The sequence below is a fragment of the Desulfovibrio diazotrophicus genome (assembly GCF_902498985.2).
GTDB classification, from domain to species: Bacteria; Desulfobacterota; Desulfovibrionia; order Desulfovibrionales; family Desulfovibrionaceae; genus Desulfovibrio; species Desulfovibrio legallii.
In genome coordinates this window covers 536106-554275 of the sequence record NZ_OX346397.1, presented here as the reverse complement: position 1 = coordinate 554275, position 18170 = coordinate 536106, and the positions used below count along the sequence as shown (strand labels likewise).

Here is an 18170-nt window from a genome sequence, read left to right as displayed (position 1 = left end):
TGGGGCGACCCCCCGCTTACAGCGTACCCGCGTCTTCGTTTTCGTCCTGGACGGGAGCTTCCACCGCGGCCTGGGGCGGTTCCGCCGGCAGGGTGACGATAAAAGTGCTGCCCTCGCCGGGGGTGCTGCGCACCTCAATGCGCCCGCCCAGTTTTTCCAGAATGGTAAAGCAGATGGCCAGGCCCAGGCCCGTGCCCTCCCCCACCTTTTTGGTCGTAAAGAAGGGGTCAAAAATCTGTTTCATGGTAGTCTGATCCATGCCGGGGCCGGTATCTGTAAAGAGCACCTGTACCCCGTCCTTATGGGGCCGGGTGTGGATGGTCAGGCTGCCGTCCTTGCCCATAGCGTCAATGGCGTTGTCGATGATATTGATGCAGACCTGCTCCAGCTGGGCCGGATCGGAAAGAATGACCGGCGTCTGACTGTCGTATTCTTTGACAATGGCGATATTGCGGCCCGTGGCCTCGGTTTTGAGCATGTCCACGGCCTGGTCCAGCAAGGAGTTAATAAGGATTTCCGTCCGACCTGGGTTCATGCGGCGGCCGAAACCGAGCATGCGTTGGGTAATACCCTTGGCCCGCTTGACATGTTGCTCAATCTTTTCCGTACTCTCTGAAATTTCTTTGTAATTTTTCATTTTTGCCGGGTCTTCGTCCTCCAGCAGGTCGCGGATCCAACCGGCGTTTTCCTGAATAAGCATAAGGGGATTGTTGACCTCGTGGGCCACGCCGGCGGCCATCTTGCCCAGGGCCGCCATCTTGCTGGACTGGAGCATGCGCGCGTCTATGTGGGCCTGGCGGTGGTCTGCGGCCTCCAGCGAGGCCACCATCCGCCTGGTGCAGAGCTCCGCCCCCACGCAGACCAGCGCCCCGCCCAAAAGCATAAAGAAGGTGATGAGAGCCCGCAGCTGCCGCAAGGGGCGCAGGCTTTCACGCACGTCGTCCAGCACCACCAGCACCCAGGGCATGGATTCCAGGGGCATCATGGCGCTGAGCATTTCCTGTCCGTCCGGCGTGGTGATGCGGCTGGTGACCACGCCAGCCCGGCCCGTCGGCGGCAGGGGCTGGTCAAAGCGGCTCATGATGCCGCCGTGGTAGCGGGAGGCGGTCTGCAGTACGCCCTTGGAATTGACAATGAAAGCGTCACTGTGCGGGCCGGAGTAGACGCGGCGCAGCAGGGCGTCGATGGCGTCCATGTCGATGGTGGCCCGCAGAATGAAGCTCCGCCCGCCCACATGGCGCAGTACGGCCACAATAAAGTGCGGCACATGGCGGTAGCCCAGAAACACGTCGCTCACATACACGCCCTTGCGCAGCACCTCCCCAAACCAGTCGGCTTCCATATAATTGGCTGCGCGCAGGTCAAAGGGCCCCACATAGGCCACATGTCTGCCGTCCATGCCGATGATGCCCACATCCACAAAGGAGCGGCTGTTGGACTGCATGACGCTGAAAATGGCGCTCAGGCGCGCGGGGTCGCTCAGTTCTTCATAGCTGTGGGTGAAGGCCAGCGTTTTGATCTGGGCCACACGCTCCACCATGAAGGTGTCCAGGGCGCGGTGCTTGCTGCTGATGACAGCCTCAATGCCCGCGCTGATCTTTTCATCATAAATAGCCCCCAGGCGGTCCAGGCAAAACAGCCCCAGCGCCACCAGAGGCGTGAGGGCCATGAGCAGCAGGGTCGCCAACAGGCGGCGATAGATGACTTTGTACCCGCGCAGGGGCGCGGCGGCCACCACAGACATCAGTTTCCCTCCCCGCCGTCGGGCGCGGCGGTCACGGACGCGGCCTTTTGCGCTGCGTCCCTGGCCGGTGATCCGCTAAGCGGTTCGCCCCGGTACAAGGCCCGGCAGTGCTGCAGCATTTCTTCCCGCCGGACAGCCACCTGGGCCGCGTCCTGCATGATCATGTCCAGCTGGCGGGTGTGGATGGTCATATAGCCGGCCACGGCCAGCAGACGCGCGCCTTCCTCCGGTTCAAAGCCCTTGAGGGTGGCGCTCACGGCGTCGTTATGCAGGGCCGGAGCCAGGCCGAATTCCCAAAGGATATCGGCCACAAAACGCACTCGCAGCATACGACGCTCAATATCCGCAGCGCCGCCGCGCAACTGAAAATTCAGATAGTTTTCGGAAACGCGCTCGGAAAGCCGCGCCTCTACCGAAACAAAATGAAAGCCAAAGCGCGAGTGCAGGCTGCAATAATCGCGCGAAACCAAAAAATAGTTCTTTTCAGTGAAATACGCCGTTTGCGAGGCCGGGTCCAGATGCGGATTGGCCGTGGCCTCAAACAGTACGGACAAAAAGCCTTTGCCATCCACGGGCGGTGGCCCCTGCCAGGGCCAGGCGTTCATGCCGCGCCACAGGGCCAGCATGGGGCGCGAGGCGATGTCCTCCACGTCGATGACCGGCCCCGGCGGCGTCACGCGAAAGCCGTCGCTCAGGTTTACCACCCAGAACTGTTTGGGCACCTTGTCCCGAAGCTGCTTGACCCGCTGCGGCGCGTAGGCCTTGGCCGCGCCCAGGCTGAACATGGCGCTCACGGCCCGCTCATGGCAATAACGCCCGATATCGTGGTAGGTGGCGCAGTTGGCGGCTTTGAAGTCCACACTGTCCACCTCCAGAGTCAGGGGCAGAATATGGCGCGAGGCGTTCTGCAGAATGCGGTACACAGGGCTGCCGGGCATATAGTCCTTCCCCGCCGGGGTGTTGGGCAGCACGGCTTCGCGGCGGTCCATGTAGACCGTGCGCAGGTCCGCGCAAAGGGTCACGGGCTGGCCGTTCTCCACCACTTCCGTGGCCCAGGCCATGCCAAACACGGCGGGCTTGCCAAACTCCCGCGCCAGCGAGGCCAGGCGCGACCCCTGAAAACCGCGCTCCACCACCAGCCCGGCCACACGGTCAATAAGCGCGCCCCACATGTAGTTGTCGTCCGGCAGCACCAGGATGCCGCCCGTGGGGAAACGCCGGGCGTCGTCCCAGCGACGCGCCACCCAGGCCGGGCCCCAGGTTCTGCCTGGATTGACCGTAAAGCCCCCTTCCAGCAATATGGCGTCGTCCAGCTCCGGCGGGGGCGCGGCTTCCTCCGGCAGCGCGGCCGGAGGGCGGACCATGGGACGGGTCATGAGCAGCCGCGCCTGCCCCGCCGGCGTGCGCACCCAGGTGACGGCCTGGGGCGCGCCCTCGGCTTCTTCCACCTCCAGGGCCAGACGGGCCGCCTGCAGCGCCGTGGCCTCGTCCAGCACAGGGCGCAACACCCGGTGCGGATGACGCTCCACCACGCGCTGCGGCGCGGCACGGGTTACCTGCGCCGTATCCACGGGCAAGGCAGAATATTCCAGATCCTGTGGCAGGCCCTCACAGGCGTAGACGTGGACGTAAGGGCTCTCCGGGCGCAAAGGCGCGGCGGACTGCACCAGCCCCCCCCAGCAGCCTGCCTCCACCGCCAGGCAGGTGACGCACAGCCCTGCCCCGCCCTCCGTAAGCCCGCGCGCCCGACGGTAGACCAGGGCCTGAGCGCGCTGTTTGCCGGCCAGAGTTTTGTGCACAGCCTCCAGAATGGCCGCGTCCGGCGCGTCCAGGGGCACGGGCGGTCCCCAGAGCACCATGCCGCAGCCTTCTTCCGTGGGGGCTTCGGGCGGCCAGACCCGGCCACGCAGCAACAGCCGCATGGACGCGGGATCGCAGCCCTGGCGCAGCCGCGCCACTTCCGTCAGAATCGCGTCGCTCAGTTCCTCCGGCAAGGGGGTGGCCTCCACCAACTGGCCCAGCTGGCGGGAAAGTTTGGCCAGATGCATGGGGGCAAGCCCCCCGGCAGCCTGGATGCGCCGGTTGATTTCGCTCTGCAGGTCGCCGTGCTGGAAAAAATGCCGACAGCCTGCGCCGGTGAGGACAAAGCCCTGCGGCACAGCCTCAGGAAAGCGCCCGCGCAAGGCCTCCAGCCGCAGTGTGGCCGGATCCACCTGGGCCTCGTGCAACGCCCCCTGCCCCTGGCCCAGGGGCAGGGTCAAGGGCCCCAGCAAACAGGATTCCGGCTCGTAGACCTCACAGGCCACCAGCTTCTGCAACTGGTCAAAGCGCTCATACAGCGCGGCGCAGGGGCCTGGGTCCAGCCGCTCCAGCTGCTGGATGCACTGAAAGACCTGGGTGGCCACCTTGGTGCACAGGGCGCGCACCCGGTAGAGGCCAAAAGGATGGTCGCAACAAAGGGTATATTCCACATCGGCCATTGTTTCCTGAAAGGTATTCCAGGCCGTAAGGAAAAGTTTGAAGGAATGGTGTCGCAAGGCAAAAAGCCGCTCGGCCTCGTCGGGCGAACGGACTTCGGACCGCTCCTGGCGTTTGGCGGAAGGCAGAAAAAAGCCCAGCAAACGGCTGAGGGACATGGCGGCTCCCCTGGCGCAGATGTGCCCGAATTGGTCCCGGACACGGCGTGCCGGGCCGGGTACGTCTTTGACGCTAGCACAGGCCGCCACGGCCTTCAAGCGCATGTGCCGAAAAGCGCAAGTTTTTTCGTCGCAGCCCCTTGGGGCCGTGCAGAGCCGCGACGCTTTGCGGGGAAGAACCCGTTTGAAAAAGGGGCTGCCGCGCCTCCTCCCCTGAAACTTTTATTCTTTGGATCAGGCTGCAACAGCAAACCGATGGCTGTAACAAAATTCTTTAATTATATAGTTTACTATATATTATCTGTACATAAAATTCAGTTAATTTATAAAAATTATTTACTATGTTCAGTAAACCCCACTCCGGCGCTGCACCGGACAGCCCTGTTGCGCTTACGCCTCCGCAACAGGCACAGGGGAGGCAGGCATATCGGCCAGAGCGCGCAGCAGGGCCATGCTCTGTTCCAGATTCTGAGGGTCGCCCACGTCTTGCTGAAGAAAGGCGTTGATGGCGGGCATCTTGACTATGGCGGCATCGATTTCCGGGTTGGAGCCCTTGGCGTAAGCGCCGATATTGACCATATCCTCCACCCGGCGGAAGGTGCTCATATGGCGGGTAACCACACGGCCCGCCTGCACATCCTGCCGCTGACAAATGTCCGAACGCAGACGGCTGATGGAGCGCAGCACGTCGATGGCGGGAAAGTGCCCCTGGTCGGCCAGGTCGCGGGTGAGCACAATATGGCCGTCCAGGATGGAACGCACGGCGTCGGCAATGGGTTCGGTAAAGTCGTCGCCGTCCACCAGCACGGTATAGATGCCGGTAATGGTGCCCGAAGCCGAACGCCCGGCCCGCTCCAGCAGCTTGGGCAGCTGGGCGAAAACCGAGGGGGTGTAGCCTTTGGTGGTGGGGGGTTCGCCCACGGCCAGTCCCACTTCGCGGGCGGCCATGGCGAAGCGGGTGACGGAATCCATCATCAGGAGCACGTCCATGCCCTTGTCGCGAAAGTATTCCGCCACGGCGGTGGCCGCATAGGCCGCGCGCATGCGCACCAGAGGAGACTGGTCGGAGGTGGCGATGACCAGCACGGACCGGGCCATGCCCGCGGGGCCCAGGTCGCGCTCCATAAACTCCACCACTTCGCGGCCGCGTTCGCCGATAAGGGCAATGACGTTAACGTCCGCGCGGGTGTAACGGGCCATCATGCCCATGAGGGTGGATTTGCCCACGCCGGACCCGGCCATGATGCCCACGCGCTGGCCCTTGCCCAAGGTGAGCAGGCTGTTCACCGAACGTACGCCCACGTCCAGAATGTCCGTGATGCGGGGGCGCTGCAGGGGGCTCGGCGGGTCGGTATAGATGGGGGCCAGCTCCGGCTGCCAGTTTTGGCGGGCCTCCGCCGCCCATGTGGGCGCAAACGGCCGCTGTTCTTCCATCTGGCGGGAGAAATCGGCCCGCGCGGCCTCCCCCACGGGCAGGGGCGAGGTGTATATTTCCGCGCTTACGGGCGGCCCGGCGTCCAGGGGCGTGCCAAAGGCGTCAAAAGCCCGGCCCAGCAAATCCGGCCCTACGGGAAAGACCGGAGGAAGGCTGGTGTTGCGGATGCGGCTGCCGGGGCGGATACCGCGCATGTCCCCATAGGGCATGAATAGCAGATTGCCGTCGCGAAAGCCCACCACCTCGGCCGCAATGCCGCTTTCTTCCCCGTCGTCAGGCAACATGTGGCAGACCGCGCCCAAGGGGGCGCGCAAGCCGCTGCCCTCGGCCACCAGGCCCACCACCTTGTTGACCTTGCCGTAAAGGCGCACGGGGTCGCCGGCGCGCAGCAGTTTGGCGCAGGCTTGCGGGTCCAGCTTCATGCCGCCCCCTCAGCGTTCATGGTCCGCACCGGGCAGAAAGCCGCCCTGAGTGAGCACGTTGCGGGCCGCATCGTCTTCTTCCAGCGGAAAAAGTTCTTCTTCCAGTTCGGCGAGGCTGGGTTCGGCCGCAACCGCTGCGGCCGGATGCGCTGAGGACGGTCCCGATTGCTGCGGCGCTGCTGCGGCGGAAGGCAACACACCTGAACCGGACGACGCGGCCAGACCGGAAGGCGTGACGGTTTCCGCCGGGGCCGACGGCGCAGCGGCGTCCGCTCCGGCGGAAACAGCAGCGCCGGCACCGTCCACAGAGGGCGCGGCAGCAGGGGCCGACGGCGCAGCGCCAACCGTTTCTGGCGCCAGAGGTTCGTCCAGAGGCGGCACACTTTGGGATTCTGCTGCTGCGGCAACGGAAGGGGACTCAGAAGGCACGGCGGATGCCGCCACAGTCGCCGTGTGAGGGGCCGGCGCGGAGGGGTCCGTGGCGGGGAGTTCTGCAGGCATAGTGCCGGATGCGGCAGGCGCGGACAAAGAGCTGTCTGCCGGGGGCGCAGCGGTCTGAGAAGTCGGTCCCGGCGCGACAGGGGGAATACCCTGTTCCAAAGAAGCCGTCGGGGCCGCAGGTTGCGACAAAGGCGCGTCGGGGGCGGAAAGTTCGCTGGCAGGTCCTTCCGGAGCTGCAGGCGCGGCCTCCGGCGCCACCGCGTGTAGGGTTGCTGCAGCAGGGGATTCTGCTCCCGCAGGGGCGTCCGGCACAGCTTCCGGCGCGGCCAGACGCGCCGCCTCCTGAGCCACAAGGTCACCCAGGGCGGCGGCTTCCGCAGCTTCTTCGGGGCGCTGGGGCAGGGTCAGGTGGGTCAGCACGCCCGCCACCATATCGCTGAAATAGGCCCGGCGACAATCCACGCTGCCGCTGCCGCTTTCCGCCACCAGATCGCCGGGTTCCAGGTTCGGGTCGCCCGTGACCACCCACTGACGCAGTTCGGGCGCACGCTCCCGCGCGGCCTGAAACAATCCGCCCACAGAGGCCTCGTCATCAGGGTGCACGCGCACGCTGATGCTGGTGCGATCTTCCAGCAGGTTGACGGCCTCCAGCACCAAACGGCGCAGAACGGCCTCATGCTCGCTGTGCAGCAGCCAGCCCGTGCCCGCCTCCACGGCGGCCAGGGTCAGAGCCGTCAGATCTTCGCGCCAGGAGGCGCAGAGGGCGTCCTGACGCTTTTCCAGACGGCGCAGCAGCGTGGCGAGGCTCTGGCCCAGCTCCTGCCGAAAGGCGGTCAGTTCTGCTCCGGCGGCGTCCATACCGGCCTGAAAGCCCTCGTCATGGGCGGCCTCGCGCAGGCGGGCCGCTTCTTCCCGCAGCTGTACGGCCGATTCGCGTTCCTGCCGCGCCGCTTCCTGGGCCGCACGGGCCTGGTCCCGCAGCTCTGTCGCCTCATGGGTCAGCGCCTTGGCGGCGGCCACGGCTTCGTCGCGGGCCTCGTCCAGCACCTTCTGACGCTCGGCATAGGCGGCCCCCAGAATTTCCCGCGCGCGCTCCTCGGCTCTGGCGCGCACCCGCGCCAGGTAGTCTTCCTCCTGCTGCTGCCGGCGGCGCTGGCGCAGGGCCGGTTCTTGCAGGGCATCGAGCTGGGCCTCGGAGGCTTCCCTCTCGCCCATGAAGACAGTGCCCCATTTTTTGCGCAGTTGGTCCGCGGCCATGACGACGTATCCAGGTTAGAAGTGAGCGGTGGGGCTACACAAAGACGTCGCCCGCACCGCGGCTGACGACAAGTTTGTTTTCTCCTTCCAGGCGGCGCACGATCTTGACGATATCCTGCTGTGCGCCCTCTACGTCCGAAAGTTTGGTGGGGCCCATAAATTCCAGCTCTTCGCGGATCATGTTGCCGGCACGCTCCGACATGTTTTTGAAGAACTTTTCCTTCAGTTCGTCGCTGGCGCCGCGCAGGGCCAGGGTCAGCTGTTCGTTGGGCACTTCCTTGAGCAGTTCGCGCATGCCGCGGTCGTCAATATTCTTGCAGTCCTCAAAGACAAACATGAGGTTGCGGATGTCTTCAGCCATCTGGGCGGAGTCTTCTTCAATTTCCGAAAGCACTTCCTCTTCGGTGGCACGGTCCACAGCGTTGAGGATTTCTGCCACGGACTGCACGCCGCCCACCTTTTTGCCTTCCTTGCCGCCCATGGCGATGAGCTGGCTGGTGAGCACCCTGTCCACTTCCATAAGCATATCCTCAGGCACGGCCTCCAGCCGGGCCAGACGCATAAGCACTTCGGCCCGCACGCCCGCAGGCAGGTTTGTCAACAAATTGGCGGCCTGGTCGGGGTTGAGGTGCCCAAGGATGAGGGCCAGGGTCTGGGGGTGTTCGTTGCGCAGGATCTGCGCCAGCAACCGGGGGCTGACCTGCTCCAGCTCGCGGAAAGGAGCCGGGCCCGTGTCCAGATTGAGGGAATCCAGAATATACTTGGTGGTTTCGGGGTCCACGTTCTTGACCAGCAGGCGCTTGAGGGTGTCGGAACCGCCGGCGATCATGTCCACGCCCTCTACCAGGGATTCGTGAAACTCGCGCAGCACTTCCTCAACGGTTTCGCGCGGCACGGGCTCCAGCTCTACAATGGCCTTGGAGATTTCGGCAATCTCTTGCCGGTCCATGCGCTTGAACACGTCGGCCGTAAACTTGTCGCCCATGGCGAGCAAGAGCACAGCAATGCGCTGTTTGCCGGTCAACTCCATGTCCCAACTCCTTCACCGGGGGCACGCCAAAGGCCCCGGACGCTCATTCCTTGTCCGTCATCCAGCGCCGCACCAAACGTACGGCCTGGTCCATATGCTGCTCTGTAATGCGAAAAAGCCGCATTTTCAGTTCCTCAATACGCTGGTTGCTCTCTTTCTGCGCCAGGCGCAGCGCCCGCAACTGCGTGAGCGAGGGGGCCGCGCCGCTGCTAGCGGCGGGCAGACGCGCCGTTTTTTGCTGTTTAGGCTGCTGCATCGTTTTTCATCCAGCCGCGCACCAAGGTCACCACCTGCTCCATATGGTTGTCGGAAAGGGTGAAGATGTGCGCCTTGAGGGCTTCAATATCTTTGTAAATAAGCTCGTCGTCGTCCTCTTCCTGCGGGGCTTCTTCGTCGGTCTTGGCTTTTTCTTCCAGGGCCTCGTAGAGCGCAAGCTGCTCTTCGGCGGCGGGCAGGCCTTCCAGCCCCTCCACCATTTCGCCGGCCTCCACCTTGGGCCGGATCAGCGCCAGCACCACGGGCCGCACAATAAGCATGAGGAAAAGGAAGGCCAGCAGCGCCTTAAGCAGGGGCTTGCCCAGACGTTCCGCATAGTCGGCCAGCATGTCGGCGAAATTGGGATCCTTGGGCGGTTCCGAATCCGCAAAGGGAGCGGAACTTACCTCCAGGGAGTCGCCGCGCCCCGTGTCCAGCCCCACGGCGTTGGATACGAGCTGCCGCACGCGCTCAACCTCTTCAGGCTTGCGCGGCACAAAAGTCCAGGCGCCGTTGCTCTTCTCATACGTCCCATCGAGCAGAACCGCAACCGTCAGGCGGCGCACGTCGCCCACATTGGCCACGATCTGCTGCTCTTCCTTGTTTATTTCGTAGTTGGTGGTGCGGGTTTCACGGCTGCCGTTCTGGTCGGACACGGAGCCCGTGATGCCGTCGCCGCGAAAGTTCACGTCCGGGGAGCCGGCCTCCAGGTTGGCACGGCCCTGCTGGGATTCCTCACTGCGCTGCTCGCTGCGCACCACGGTTTTTTCCGGGTCGAAGAGCTCACGCCGGATGGTCTTCTGGCTGAAATCCAGCTCGGCATTAACCTTGGCGATGACCCGGCCGGGGCCGAAGATGGGCTGGAGCATTTCTTCAATGCGGCGCTCCAGGTTGCGCTGCATCTGGTTGCGGTATTCCATCTGCGTGGTGCTCATGCCGGCCAGGCTGTCTTCCTCCGGCTGATAGAGCACCTTGCCGCCGTTGTCCGTAATGGAAAGGTGGCCTTTGTCCAGCCCTTCCACGGCCATAAGCATCATGTTGACGACAGCGTTGATTTCCTTCTGGTCCGGCTTGGCGCTGGGGCGCTTGAGCTTGAGCACCACCGAGGCTGAGGGCGATTGCCGCTCTTCCACAAACAGGCTGCGCCGGGGGATGACCAGGTGCACGCGCGCGCTTTCCACACTGGGAAACTCGCTGATGGTGCGGGCCAGCTCCCCTTGCAGGGCGCGGGTGTAGTTGACCTTCTGCACAAAGTCCGTCTGGCCCACCTTGATCTTGTCAAAAATCTCAAAGCCGATGCCTTGCCCCACCAGGCCGCCTTCGCCGGCGATCTTGATGCGCTGGTCGTACACGGCTTCCTTGGGCACCATGATGGTGCCGCCTTTGTCGGCAATTTTATAGGGAACTTTGTCGGCCTGCAGAGCCTTGAGCACCACGCCGGCGTCTTCGGGTCCCAGGTTGGAATAGAGCACGCGGTAGTCCGGCCGGCTCAGCCAGACCGAAAGGCCCAGGGCCCCGGCCATGAGGGCCGTTATGCCGCCCAAAAGGGCAAAACGCTGCCATGTCTGCAGGCGCGTCCAGAAATTTTTGAAGGAGGCCAGGAGTTGGGTAAGAAAAGCCGGCATGGTCCGCTCCTGCGCAGGGGTGCGCTAATTTTTCGACACCAAGGCGTGTCCGGCAATTATTAAGCAATCTTTGTGCCAAAATACGGCAATTTCCTAGAGCAGATCACCTTTAAGGCAACGCGCAGCAACCTTTATGCGCCAACACGCCAGGCCTTCTGAAAAATCCCGACAGGGCGGCCCTCGCCTCGCTGCTGGATCAGCTCGCAGCCGCACGCAAAAAAGGCGACGCCCACCGGAGGATGGCGGGGCCGCCTTACCGTGTGTGAAGAAGCATGAAAGATGGCGTCAGAACTGCATTTTGGAAAGTTCTTTGTACGCTTCCAGCACCTTGCCGCGCACGGCGGTGGTGAGCTTCATGGCCAGGCTGGATTTCTGCATGGTGATCATAAGCTCGTGCACATTCTGGTTGCGGCCCGAGGCAAAGTCCACAATAGCCTGATCTTTGGCCTGCTGCAGCTCATTGACGCGGTTGAGGGACTGTTTGGCCGTGTCTGTAAAGCTGTTGGCCGGAGCTGCGGGCGTGTGGGCTTGGGTGGGATAGGCGATGAAGTCGGCCTGCGCGCCGAAATTTTCCCCTTTGTCCACGGTGTCGCGCAAAAGGCTCTGGTCCAGAGTTTTGGCAAAAAGGGTTTCGCTGCTCACGGGCGCACCCTGCTGCAACGAACTCTGCACCTGGGTGAAATGCCGCAGGGCGTCGCTGTACGCCCGCATGCCCACTGTCTGGATGCTCATATGCTTTTCTCCGTCCGGCGCGGCGGCATACCGCGTTATTTGCCTATTTCCAGAGCCTTGACGTACATGCCCTTAAGCGCCTCCGCCGTGGTGACGTTGGCCTCATAGTTGCGTTGGGCGGTCATGAGGTTGGCCATCTCCTCCACCACGTTGATGTCCGGGTAGGACACATATCCCTGAGCGTCGGCATCCGGGTGCCCCGGTTCGTAGACGCGCTTGAGCGGGCGGTTGTCTACGGTCACGGCCATAACGCGCACGCCTTTGACCTCCCGGTCCAGAGCCGAACGCATATGGATGGAAAAGGGATCATCCACATCCGCGGTCTGCTGCAGCACGCTGCGCCGCCGGTAAGGGCCGCCCTGGGGCGTGCGGGTGGTTTTGGCGTTGGCCAGGTTCATGGAAATGGTATTGATGCGCGTGCGGTCCGCTGCAAGGCCCGAAGCGCTGATGTCGAATGCTGTAAGAAAATCCATGACTAACCTCCCTCAAGCGCGGCGTTACACCTGCTTGCCGTCCTGAATGACGGAGCTGATCCCTTCAAAAGACTTGGCCATGATCTGGGTCAACGCCGTGTATTGCAGCTGGTTTTTGGCGTGCCGGGCCATTTCTTTATCAATATTGACCCTGTCCTCGCCGTGGATGACGCGGGGCTTGAGCTCTTTGTCCCATTCCGGTCCAAAGGTATTGGGGTCAAAGGCCGTGGGCATGTGGGCCTTGCTGGTGAGGCTCAGTTTGCCTTCGGCATCCAGGCCCAGAGCCGCCTGCAGCTCTTTTTCAAAAGTCAGCTCGCGCGGCCTGTAGCGCGGGGTTTCCACGTTGGCGATGTTGCCGGCAATGATATTCTGCCGCTGCAACTGCATGTCCATGACCTTGCCCGTCAGATTTATGGGCATGGAAAACAGGGTCTTCATGGTTCCTCCCGCATCTTCCCGGTACATATTTCAAGTTATACTTGAATTTTTTACAAAACCCTCAGGCGCTGTCCCGCGTACACTACGGCAGGGCTGTCTGTGCCCGCAGGGTCTGCAAAGACGCTTGCCGCCAGTAAGCAAAGGATGTGCCTAAAATATTTTTTCATATAATAACAGTATATTATAGACAAATTTACAACCCAATCCGGGCTGAACGATTGTCGCCGTCAGGATGCTGACGGCCCGCCCCTTTGCAAACGGCGCTTCGTGCGCTACCCTTACGGCTGCAGCTCTTCTGCCAACCCAGGGTCGCCATGACGCACAATGCTCCGCTCTACCCCGTTTTTCTCGCTCTGGAGGGCCGCCATTGTCTGGTGGTGGGCCTGGGGCAGGTGGGCAGGCGCAAACTTGCGGGCCTGCTGGACTGCGGCCCGGCCTCGGTGCTGGTGCTGGATACGGCCCCGCCCGCGGCAGCCGCTGCCCCCCTGCTGCGCGACGCACGGGTGTGTTTTGCCCGGCGCGCCTGCACGGAAAAGGATGTGGCGGGCCGCGTTCTGGTTTTTGCCGCCACGAATAGTACCGCGGAAAACCGCCGCGTGGCCGCCTGGTGCCGTCGGGCAGGCGTGCTCTGCAACTGTGCCAGCGCGCCGGAGGAAGGCGGCTTTCAGGCACCCGCCGTGGCCCGCCGCCCCCCTCTGGGCGTAGCCCTTTCCACCGGCGGAGCCAGCCCGGCCCTGGCCCGACGCTGGCGGGGAGAGCTGGAAACCTGGCTGGTCCCGCGCGCGCGCATGGCCGTCCTTATGGGGCGGCTGCGACCTTTGATCCTTGCCCTGGGCGCGGAAACAGGGCAGAATACCCTATTATTCCGTAAGCTGGCGGAATCCCCTTTGCAGCAGTGGCTGGAGCGGAACGAAACGGAACGTTGCCGCCTTTGGCTGCAGGAAGCGCTGCCGCCGGCCCTGCACGCGCATCTAGCGGAGTTGTTGCATGATCTCCCCTGAAATTTCCACCGGCGTCACCCTGCTGCTCTATGGCCTGGCCAGTACGGCGGGCATTGCCGGCATGCTGGCGCGCAGCGCCCTCTGGCGGCGTACGGGCTGTTGGCTGGCCGTGGCCGGTTTTCTGTGCCAGACCGGCATGCTGGTTCTGGGTTTTCACCGGGCTTTGCCCGGCGGCCTGAGCCTGGGGGCCTATCTGCAGCTCATGGCCTGGTTTGTGGTGCTCTGCGGCATAGCGGCCTGGGGCAAGCTCAAGCAGGAAGTTCCCCTGGTTTTCGCCGCGCCGCTGGGGCTCATGCTTTTTGCCATGTCCGCCCCCTATCTGGGGGCCGTAGTGCCTGTGCCGCCTTCGCTCAAGGCGCCCTTCTACGCCCTGCACATCGGCGCGCTCTTTCTGAGTCTGGCCCTGCTGGCCCTGGCCTTTGCCGCCGGAGCGCTGTTCCTGTTTATGGAAGGCCGCATCAAGAGCAAGCAATCGGTCAAAGGCTTCTGGCAGGACATGCCCGCCCTGTCCATGCTGGACAGGATCAACGCCCTTACCGTGCTCACGGCCTTTCCACTCTACACGCTGGGCATTGTGGCGGGGCTTATCTGGGCCAAGCCCGTGTTCGGCGGCGTGGTGACCGGCGACCCTAAGGAGGTTGTCAGCATCGTCATCTGGGCGCTTTTGTCCGTGCTGTTCAACAACCGTATCACCAAGGGCTGGCGGGGCCGCAAACCGGCGCAGCTGGCGGTGTTCATCTTCATCCTCTGTCTTTTTTCCATTGTGGTGGTCAACACCTTTATGGAAACGCACCACGCCTTTATCCGGCGCTGACTGGGCTATAGCTATGGACTGCGACATCTTTCTTGTGGGCCTGAACCACCGCACGGCCGGTGTTGACGTGCGCGAACGCTTTGCCCTGGTCAACTGCTGCGACCCTGAGCACTGGGCCCTGCCCTGTACGGGCGCGGTGAGCGAAAGCGTGATACTCTCCACCTGTAACCGCGTGGAGCTGCTGGCGGCGGGCACGGGCGACGTGCCCGGCCAGATGCTGGAATGCTGGGCCGGCGCGCGCGGCGCCAGGGTGGAAGAGCTGGCCCCCTATGTCTATGTGCACAAGAATCTGGAGGCAGTGCGGCATTTGTTTTCCGTGGCTTCCAGCCTTGATTCCATGGTGCTGGGCGAGCCGCAGATTCTGGGGCAGCTCAAGACCGCCTACCGCAAAGCCGTGCAGAGCCACGCCACGGGCGTCATCCTCAACCGGCTGCTGCACAAGGCCTTTTCTGTGGCCAAACGCGTGCGCACCGAAACGGCCGTGGCCTCCAGCGCTGTATCCATCAGCTATGCCGCCGTGGAGCTTGCCAAACGCATCTTCGGCGACATGCACGGGCACAAGGCCCTGCTGGTGGGCGCGGGCGAAATGGCCGAGCTGGCCGCCATGCACCTGCTGCAGGCGGGCATTGACGAAATTCTGGTGGCCAACCGCACCCTGGTTCGCGGTCAGGAGCTGGCCCGCCAGTTTCAAGGCCGCGCTGTACCCTTTGACAGCATGGCCGAACACCTCACCAGCGTGGACATCATCATCACCTCCACGGGTTCGCAGGAGCCCATCATCCGCGCCCGCGACATCCGCGCCGTGCTCAAGGCCCGTAAAAACCGGCCCATGTTCTTCATTGACATTGCCGTGCCCCGCGATATCGACCCGGACGTCAACGGCCTCGACAACGTTTACCTCTACGATATCGACGACCTTAAAGAAGTAGTTGAAGAAAACCTGGCCTCCCGCCGAGACGAGGCCGCCAAAGCGGCGGAAATCGTCAATGAGGAAGTGCTGGCCTTCTCTCACTGGCTGTCTTCGCTGGACGTGCAGCCCACCATTGTGGCGCTTATCGAACGCAGCGAACGCATGGCGCAGGAAGAGCTGGCCAAGACGCTCAAACGCCTGGGCCCGGTGGATGAGGAAACCCGCGAGGCTCTGGAGGCCCTGGTAGGCTCCCTGGTGCGCAAGATGAACCACGACCCCATCATGTTTCTCAAAAACGGGGGCATGGCCCAGGAAGGCAACGGCCAGCGCATCAGCCTGACGCGCCGGGTCTTCGGTCTGGACAAAACAGACTGTAAGTACATGGAGGAACAGTGATGCGCTGGTACGCCGTGGACGATCTGACGGAAAAGGAAACCGCGCGTCTGCAATCCCTGCTTACGCAGATGGGCCTGGCTGCGGGCATGGACGGCCTGTACTGGCTGCCCCCGCCCGACGACCTGCTCTCCCCCCTGCAGCGGGAACACGCGGAAAGCTGCGGCCCCTACGTCATGGGCCTGGAACTGGAAGAAACGTCCCTGCGCCTGGAACTGCTGGTGCGGGCACGCGGACGGCTGCGCTGCGACTGCGTGCACTATGCCGGTCCGGCCCTGCGTGAGCACATGATCGCATGGCTGGAGCGCCTGCTCAATGATGCCGTCAGCGATGCCTGACCGCACTCCCCGCGCCCTTCCGAACCACGTTGCCGCGCCCGCCTCCCTAGGGCGAATGCTGCCGCCCAGGCGGCCTTCACGTCCGCAGCCGGGTCTGGCGCCCCAAGTATCACAACCTTGCCGTCCTCGCCCCTGACCGGAAACATGGCATGACGCCCCTGACCCTGCAGTCCCTGCCGCCCGTCGCCGCCCGCCTCTGCCTTGAGGTGGAGCGCTTCTGTCGCGGCGCGCTGGCCTTGCCGCGCGGGGTTTCTCTGGTACTGGGCCTTTCCGGCGGGGCGGATTCCACGGCCCTGGCCGTGGTGCTGCACGCCCTGGCCCCCCGACTGGACCTGCGTCTGCACGGCCTGAGCGTGGATCACGGCCTGCGCCCGGAAGCCGAAGCCGACGCCGCCCAGGCCCGGTATATGGCCCACAGTCTGGGCCTGCCTTGCCGCATCCGGCAGGCGGACGTGCGTGGGCTGGCCGCACGGGAAGGACGCGGACTGGAAGACGCGGCCCGCCGTCTGCGCTATGCCCTGCTGGAAGAAGAACGGCAGGCCTGCGGGGCGGATTTTATTGCCCTGGGGCACCACGCCGGAGATCTGAGCGAAGACGTGCTGCTGCGTCTGCTGCGGGGTGCGGGCTGGCCCGCCCTGGGCGGCATGCCCGCCCGCGACGACGCGCGCCGCCTGCTCCGCCCCCTGCTGCACACGGACCCCGCCGCCCTGCGCCAACTTTTGCGACTGTGCGGCCTGACCTGGCGCGAGGACGCCAGCAACCACGACACGCGCTTCCTCCGCAACCGCCTGCGGCATACGGTTTTGCCCCTGCTGCGGGCGGAAAACCCTTCCCTGGACCGCAGCCTGGGCAGCCTCTGGCAACTGGCGCAGCAGGACGCCGACTACTGGCGGCAGCAGACGGACGCGGCCCTGGCCAACTGCCCCTGGCAGGAAAGCAGCGCTGCGGCGGGCCGCCAGGTATACCTGCCCCCGGCTTTGCTGCAGCCGCTGCACCCAGCGGCGCGCCTGCGCCTGTATCTGCGGGCCGTACGCCGCCTGTGCGGAAGCGCAGACGCTGCGCCGGACGCCACGCCGGACGGCAGGGCGGCTGGAGCGCTTGCCGGCCTGACTGACGACGCGAAAGCCGACGGCTCCGCCCCTGCCCATCTGCACAGCGACGCGCTGCCCACTATGGGCCAAACCTTCGCCTCCACGCCACCCCACCCCCGAACAGCTGCGCAAACCGACGGACAGGCCAGAGCCCGTACCCTGCTGGCCCTGGATGCGGCCCTGATCCAGGGCCGAGGGCAGAGCCTCTTCCAGCTGCCCGGCGGCGTCAGCGCCCGCATAGTCAAGGGCGGCGTGCGCTTTTGCGCCCCGCCGCCCCCCGAAAAACCGCGCCAACGCTGAACCCTGGCCGCACAAGGCCAACTTACCCGCCATACGCGCAATTTTGTCCCGCAGTGTCCCTGCCGGGCGACTGCAGGCTTGCCAGAATTGCCACGGTGTGCTACGTTTTTAAAAAAAATAATACCAAGTTCATCGGCTATGCCGCAGCCCCTTCTGGACGTGCGGCCCGGCGAACACCCAAAGGAAGACGCATGGACAACACCCTGTTGGAGAAAGCCGTGGCCTTTCACGGGCACCTTTGCCCCGGTCTGGTCATTGGCCTGCGCGCCGTGGAAGCTGTACTGCAAGAGCCTGTTCTGGGCAAAGCGCCTTACGGCACACTGGTCTGCGTGACGGAAAACGACGCCTGCGGCGTAGACGCCATACAGTGCCTGCTGGGCTGCTCCGCAGGCAAAGGCAACCTGATCCTGCGCCCCGTGGCCAAACACGCCTACGCTTTTTTTGACCGCAACAGCGGCACTGCCCTGCGCCTCTGTCTGCAAAAGCAGAAAGACCCGGACCAGAACCGGGAACAATGGCAGCAAGCCCTGCTGACCCTGCCGCTGGAAGCGTTGTTCAGCCTCTCCGTACCCGCCTATGCCGTGCCGGAACCGCCCCGGCTGTTCCCCACCGTGGTCTGCGAGATCTGTGGCGAAGGCGCGGCCGAGCACGCCATCCGACTGGAAAACGGCAAAAAAGTCTGCCTGGACTGCCAGCAGACCTACGCCCGCCGCTGGTAGCGGCAAAAGCAAAAACCCTACCACACATGCCGCGCCGCCGGGGTTTGGCTAAGGCGCGTGCGGCCGGCTTCCACGCTTTTTTATGGCACGGTAGCACGTTTTAAAAAATATTCACT

Annotated in this window: 16 protein-coding genes; 6 read left to right on the top strand and 10 right to left on the bottom strand. The window is 63.9% G+C overall.

Annotation, left to right across the window (positions count from 1 at the left end; genetic code table 11):
* Nucleotides 1-16: 16 nt before the first annotated feature.
* From J7I12_RS02350 to flgB, 10 genes are all read right to left on the bottom strand, one after another.
* Nucleotides 17-1744 (bottom strand): sensor histidine kinase, encoded by a 1728-nt coding sequence (locus tag J7I12_RS02350; protein ID WP_118228815.1) that lies wholly within the window; start codon nucleotides 1742-1744, stop codon nucleotides 17-19.
* The gene (locus J7I12_RS02345; protein ID WP_118228814.1) at nucleotides 1744-4380 is read right to left on the bottom strand and encodes a PEP/pyruvate-binding domain-containing protein; all 2637 of its coding nucleotides are present in this window, start codon (nucleotides 4378-4380) and stop codon (nucleotides 1744-1746) included. Before J7I12_RS02345 ends, J7I12_RS02350 begins: the two co-directional genes overlap by 1 nt.
* A gap of 390 nt (nucleotides 4381-4770) precedes the next feature.
* Complete coding sequence (locus J7I12_RS02340) at nucleotides 4771-6237, bottom strand: FliI/YscN family ATPase (protein WP_130957963.1); 1467 nt, start codon at nucleotides 6235-6237, stop codon at nucleotides 4771-4773.
* Between the two features lie 9 nt (nucleotides 6238-6246).
* Nucleotides 6247-7935, bottom strand: coding sequence for a FliH/SctL family protein (locus J7I12_RS02335; protein ID WP_208360659.1), 1689 nt, complete (start codon nucleotides 7933-7935; stop codon nucleotides 6247-6249).
* A 34-nt stretch (nucleotides 7936-7969) separates the two neighbouring features.
* Entirely contained in the window at nucleotides 7970-8965 is a 996-nt protein-coding gene (gene fliG / locus J7I12_RS02330) for a flagellar motor switch protein FliG (RefSeq protein WP_118228811.1), read from the bottom strand.
* Nucleotides 8966-9008: 43 nt separating this feature from the next.
* Nucleotides 9009-9221 (bottom strand): flagellar M-ring protein FliF, encoded by a 213-nt coding sequence (locus J7I12_RS02325; protein ID WP_236031341.1) that lies wholly within the window; start codon nucleotides 9219-9221, stop codon nucleotides 9009-9011.
* Nucleotides 9208-10845 carry a flagellar basal-body MS-ring/collar protein FliF gene (gene fliF, locus J7I12_RS02320; protein WP_118228810.1) on the bottom strand — a complete coding sequence of 546 codons (1638 nt, stop codon included), beginning with the start codon at nucleotides 10843-10845 and terminating at the stop codon, nucleotides 9208-9210. Before fliF ends, J7I12_RS02325 begins: the two co-directional genes overlap by 14 nt.
* Before the next feature lie 285 nt (nucleotides 10846-11130).
* Entirely contained in the window at nucleotides 11131-11577 is a 447-nt protein-coding gene (gene fliE, locus J7I12_RS02315; RefSeq protein WP_118228809.1) for a flagellar hook-basal body complex protein FliE, read from the bottom strand.
* A gap of 35 nt (nucleotides 11578-11612) precedes the next feature.
* Nucleotides 11613-12050, bottom strand: coding sequence for a flagellar basal body rod protein FlgC (gene flgC, locus J7I12_RS02310; RefSeq protein ID WP_118228808.1), 438 nt, complete (start codon nucleotides 12048-12050; stop codon nucleotides 11613-11615).
* 24 nt (nucleotides 12051-12074) lie between these two features.
* Nucleotides 12075-12488: a flagellar basal body rod protein FlgB gene (gene flgB, locus J7I12_RS02305; protein WP_118228807.1), complete on the bottom strand. Its 414-nt coding sequence runs from the start codon at nucleotides 12486-12488 to the stop codon at nucleotides 12075-12077.
* Between the two features lie 314 nt (nucleotides 12489-12802).
* Here flgB and J7I12_RS02300 point away from each other — a divergent pair, with 314 nt between their 5' ends.
* The 6 genes from J7I12_RS02300 to J7I12_RS02275 all read left to right on the top strand — a co-directional run bounded on the left by J7I12_RS02300 (nucleotide 12803) and on the right by J7I12_RS02275 (nucleotide 18054).
* Complete coding sequence (locus J7I12_RS02300; RefSeq protein ID WP_118228806.1) at nucleotides 12803-13489, top strand: precorrin-2 dehydrogenase/sirohydrochlorin ferrochelatase family protein; 687 nt, start codon at nucleotides 12803-12805, stop codon at nucleotides 13487-13489.
* Nucleotides 13476-14303 (top strand): cytochrome c biogenesis protein CcsA, encoded by an 828-nt coding sequence (ccsA, locus tag J7I12_RS02295; protein WP_118228805.1) that lies wholly within the window; start codon nucleotides 13476-13478, stop codon nucleotides 14301-14303. The genes J7I12_RS02300 and ccsA overlap by 14 nt, the downstream gene beginning before the upstream one ends.
* 13 nt (nucleotides 14304-14316) lie before the next feature.
* A complete protein-coding gene (gene hemA, locus J7I12_RS02290) occupies nucleotides 14317-15609 on the top strand; it encodes a glutamyl-tRNA reductase (protein WP_130957964.1) in 1293 nt (430 codons plus the stop codon).
* Complete coding sequence (locus J7I12_RS02285; RefSeq protein ID WP_208360662.1) at nucleotides 15609-15944, top strand: hypothetical protein; 336 nt, start codon at nucleotides 15609-15611, stop codon at nucleotides 15942-15944. Before hemA ends, J7I12_RS02285 begins: the two co-directional genes overlap by 1 nt.
* 149 nt (nucleotides 15945-16093) lie before the next feature.
* Entirely contained in the window at nucleotides 16094-17335 is a 1242-nt protein-coding gene (gene tilS / locus J7I12_RS02280; protein ID WP_208360664.1) for a tRNA lysidine(34) synthetase TilS, read from the top strand.
* Nucleotides 17336-17526: 191 nt separating this feature from the next.
* Nucleotides 17527-18054, top strand: a complete 528-nt coding sequence (locus J7I12_RS02275; RefSeq protein ID WP_208360666.1) for an FmdE family protein — start codon at nucleotides 17527-17529, stop codon at nucleotides 18052-18054.
* The last annotated feature ends 116 nt before the right edge of the window (nucleotides 18055-18170 follow it).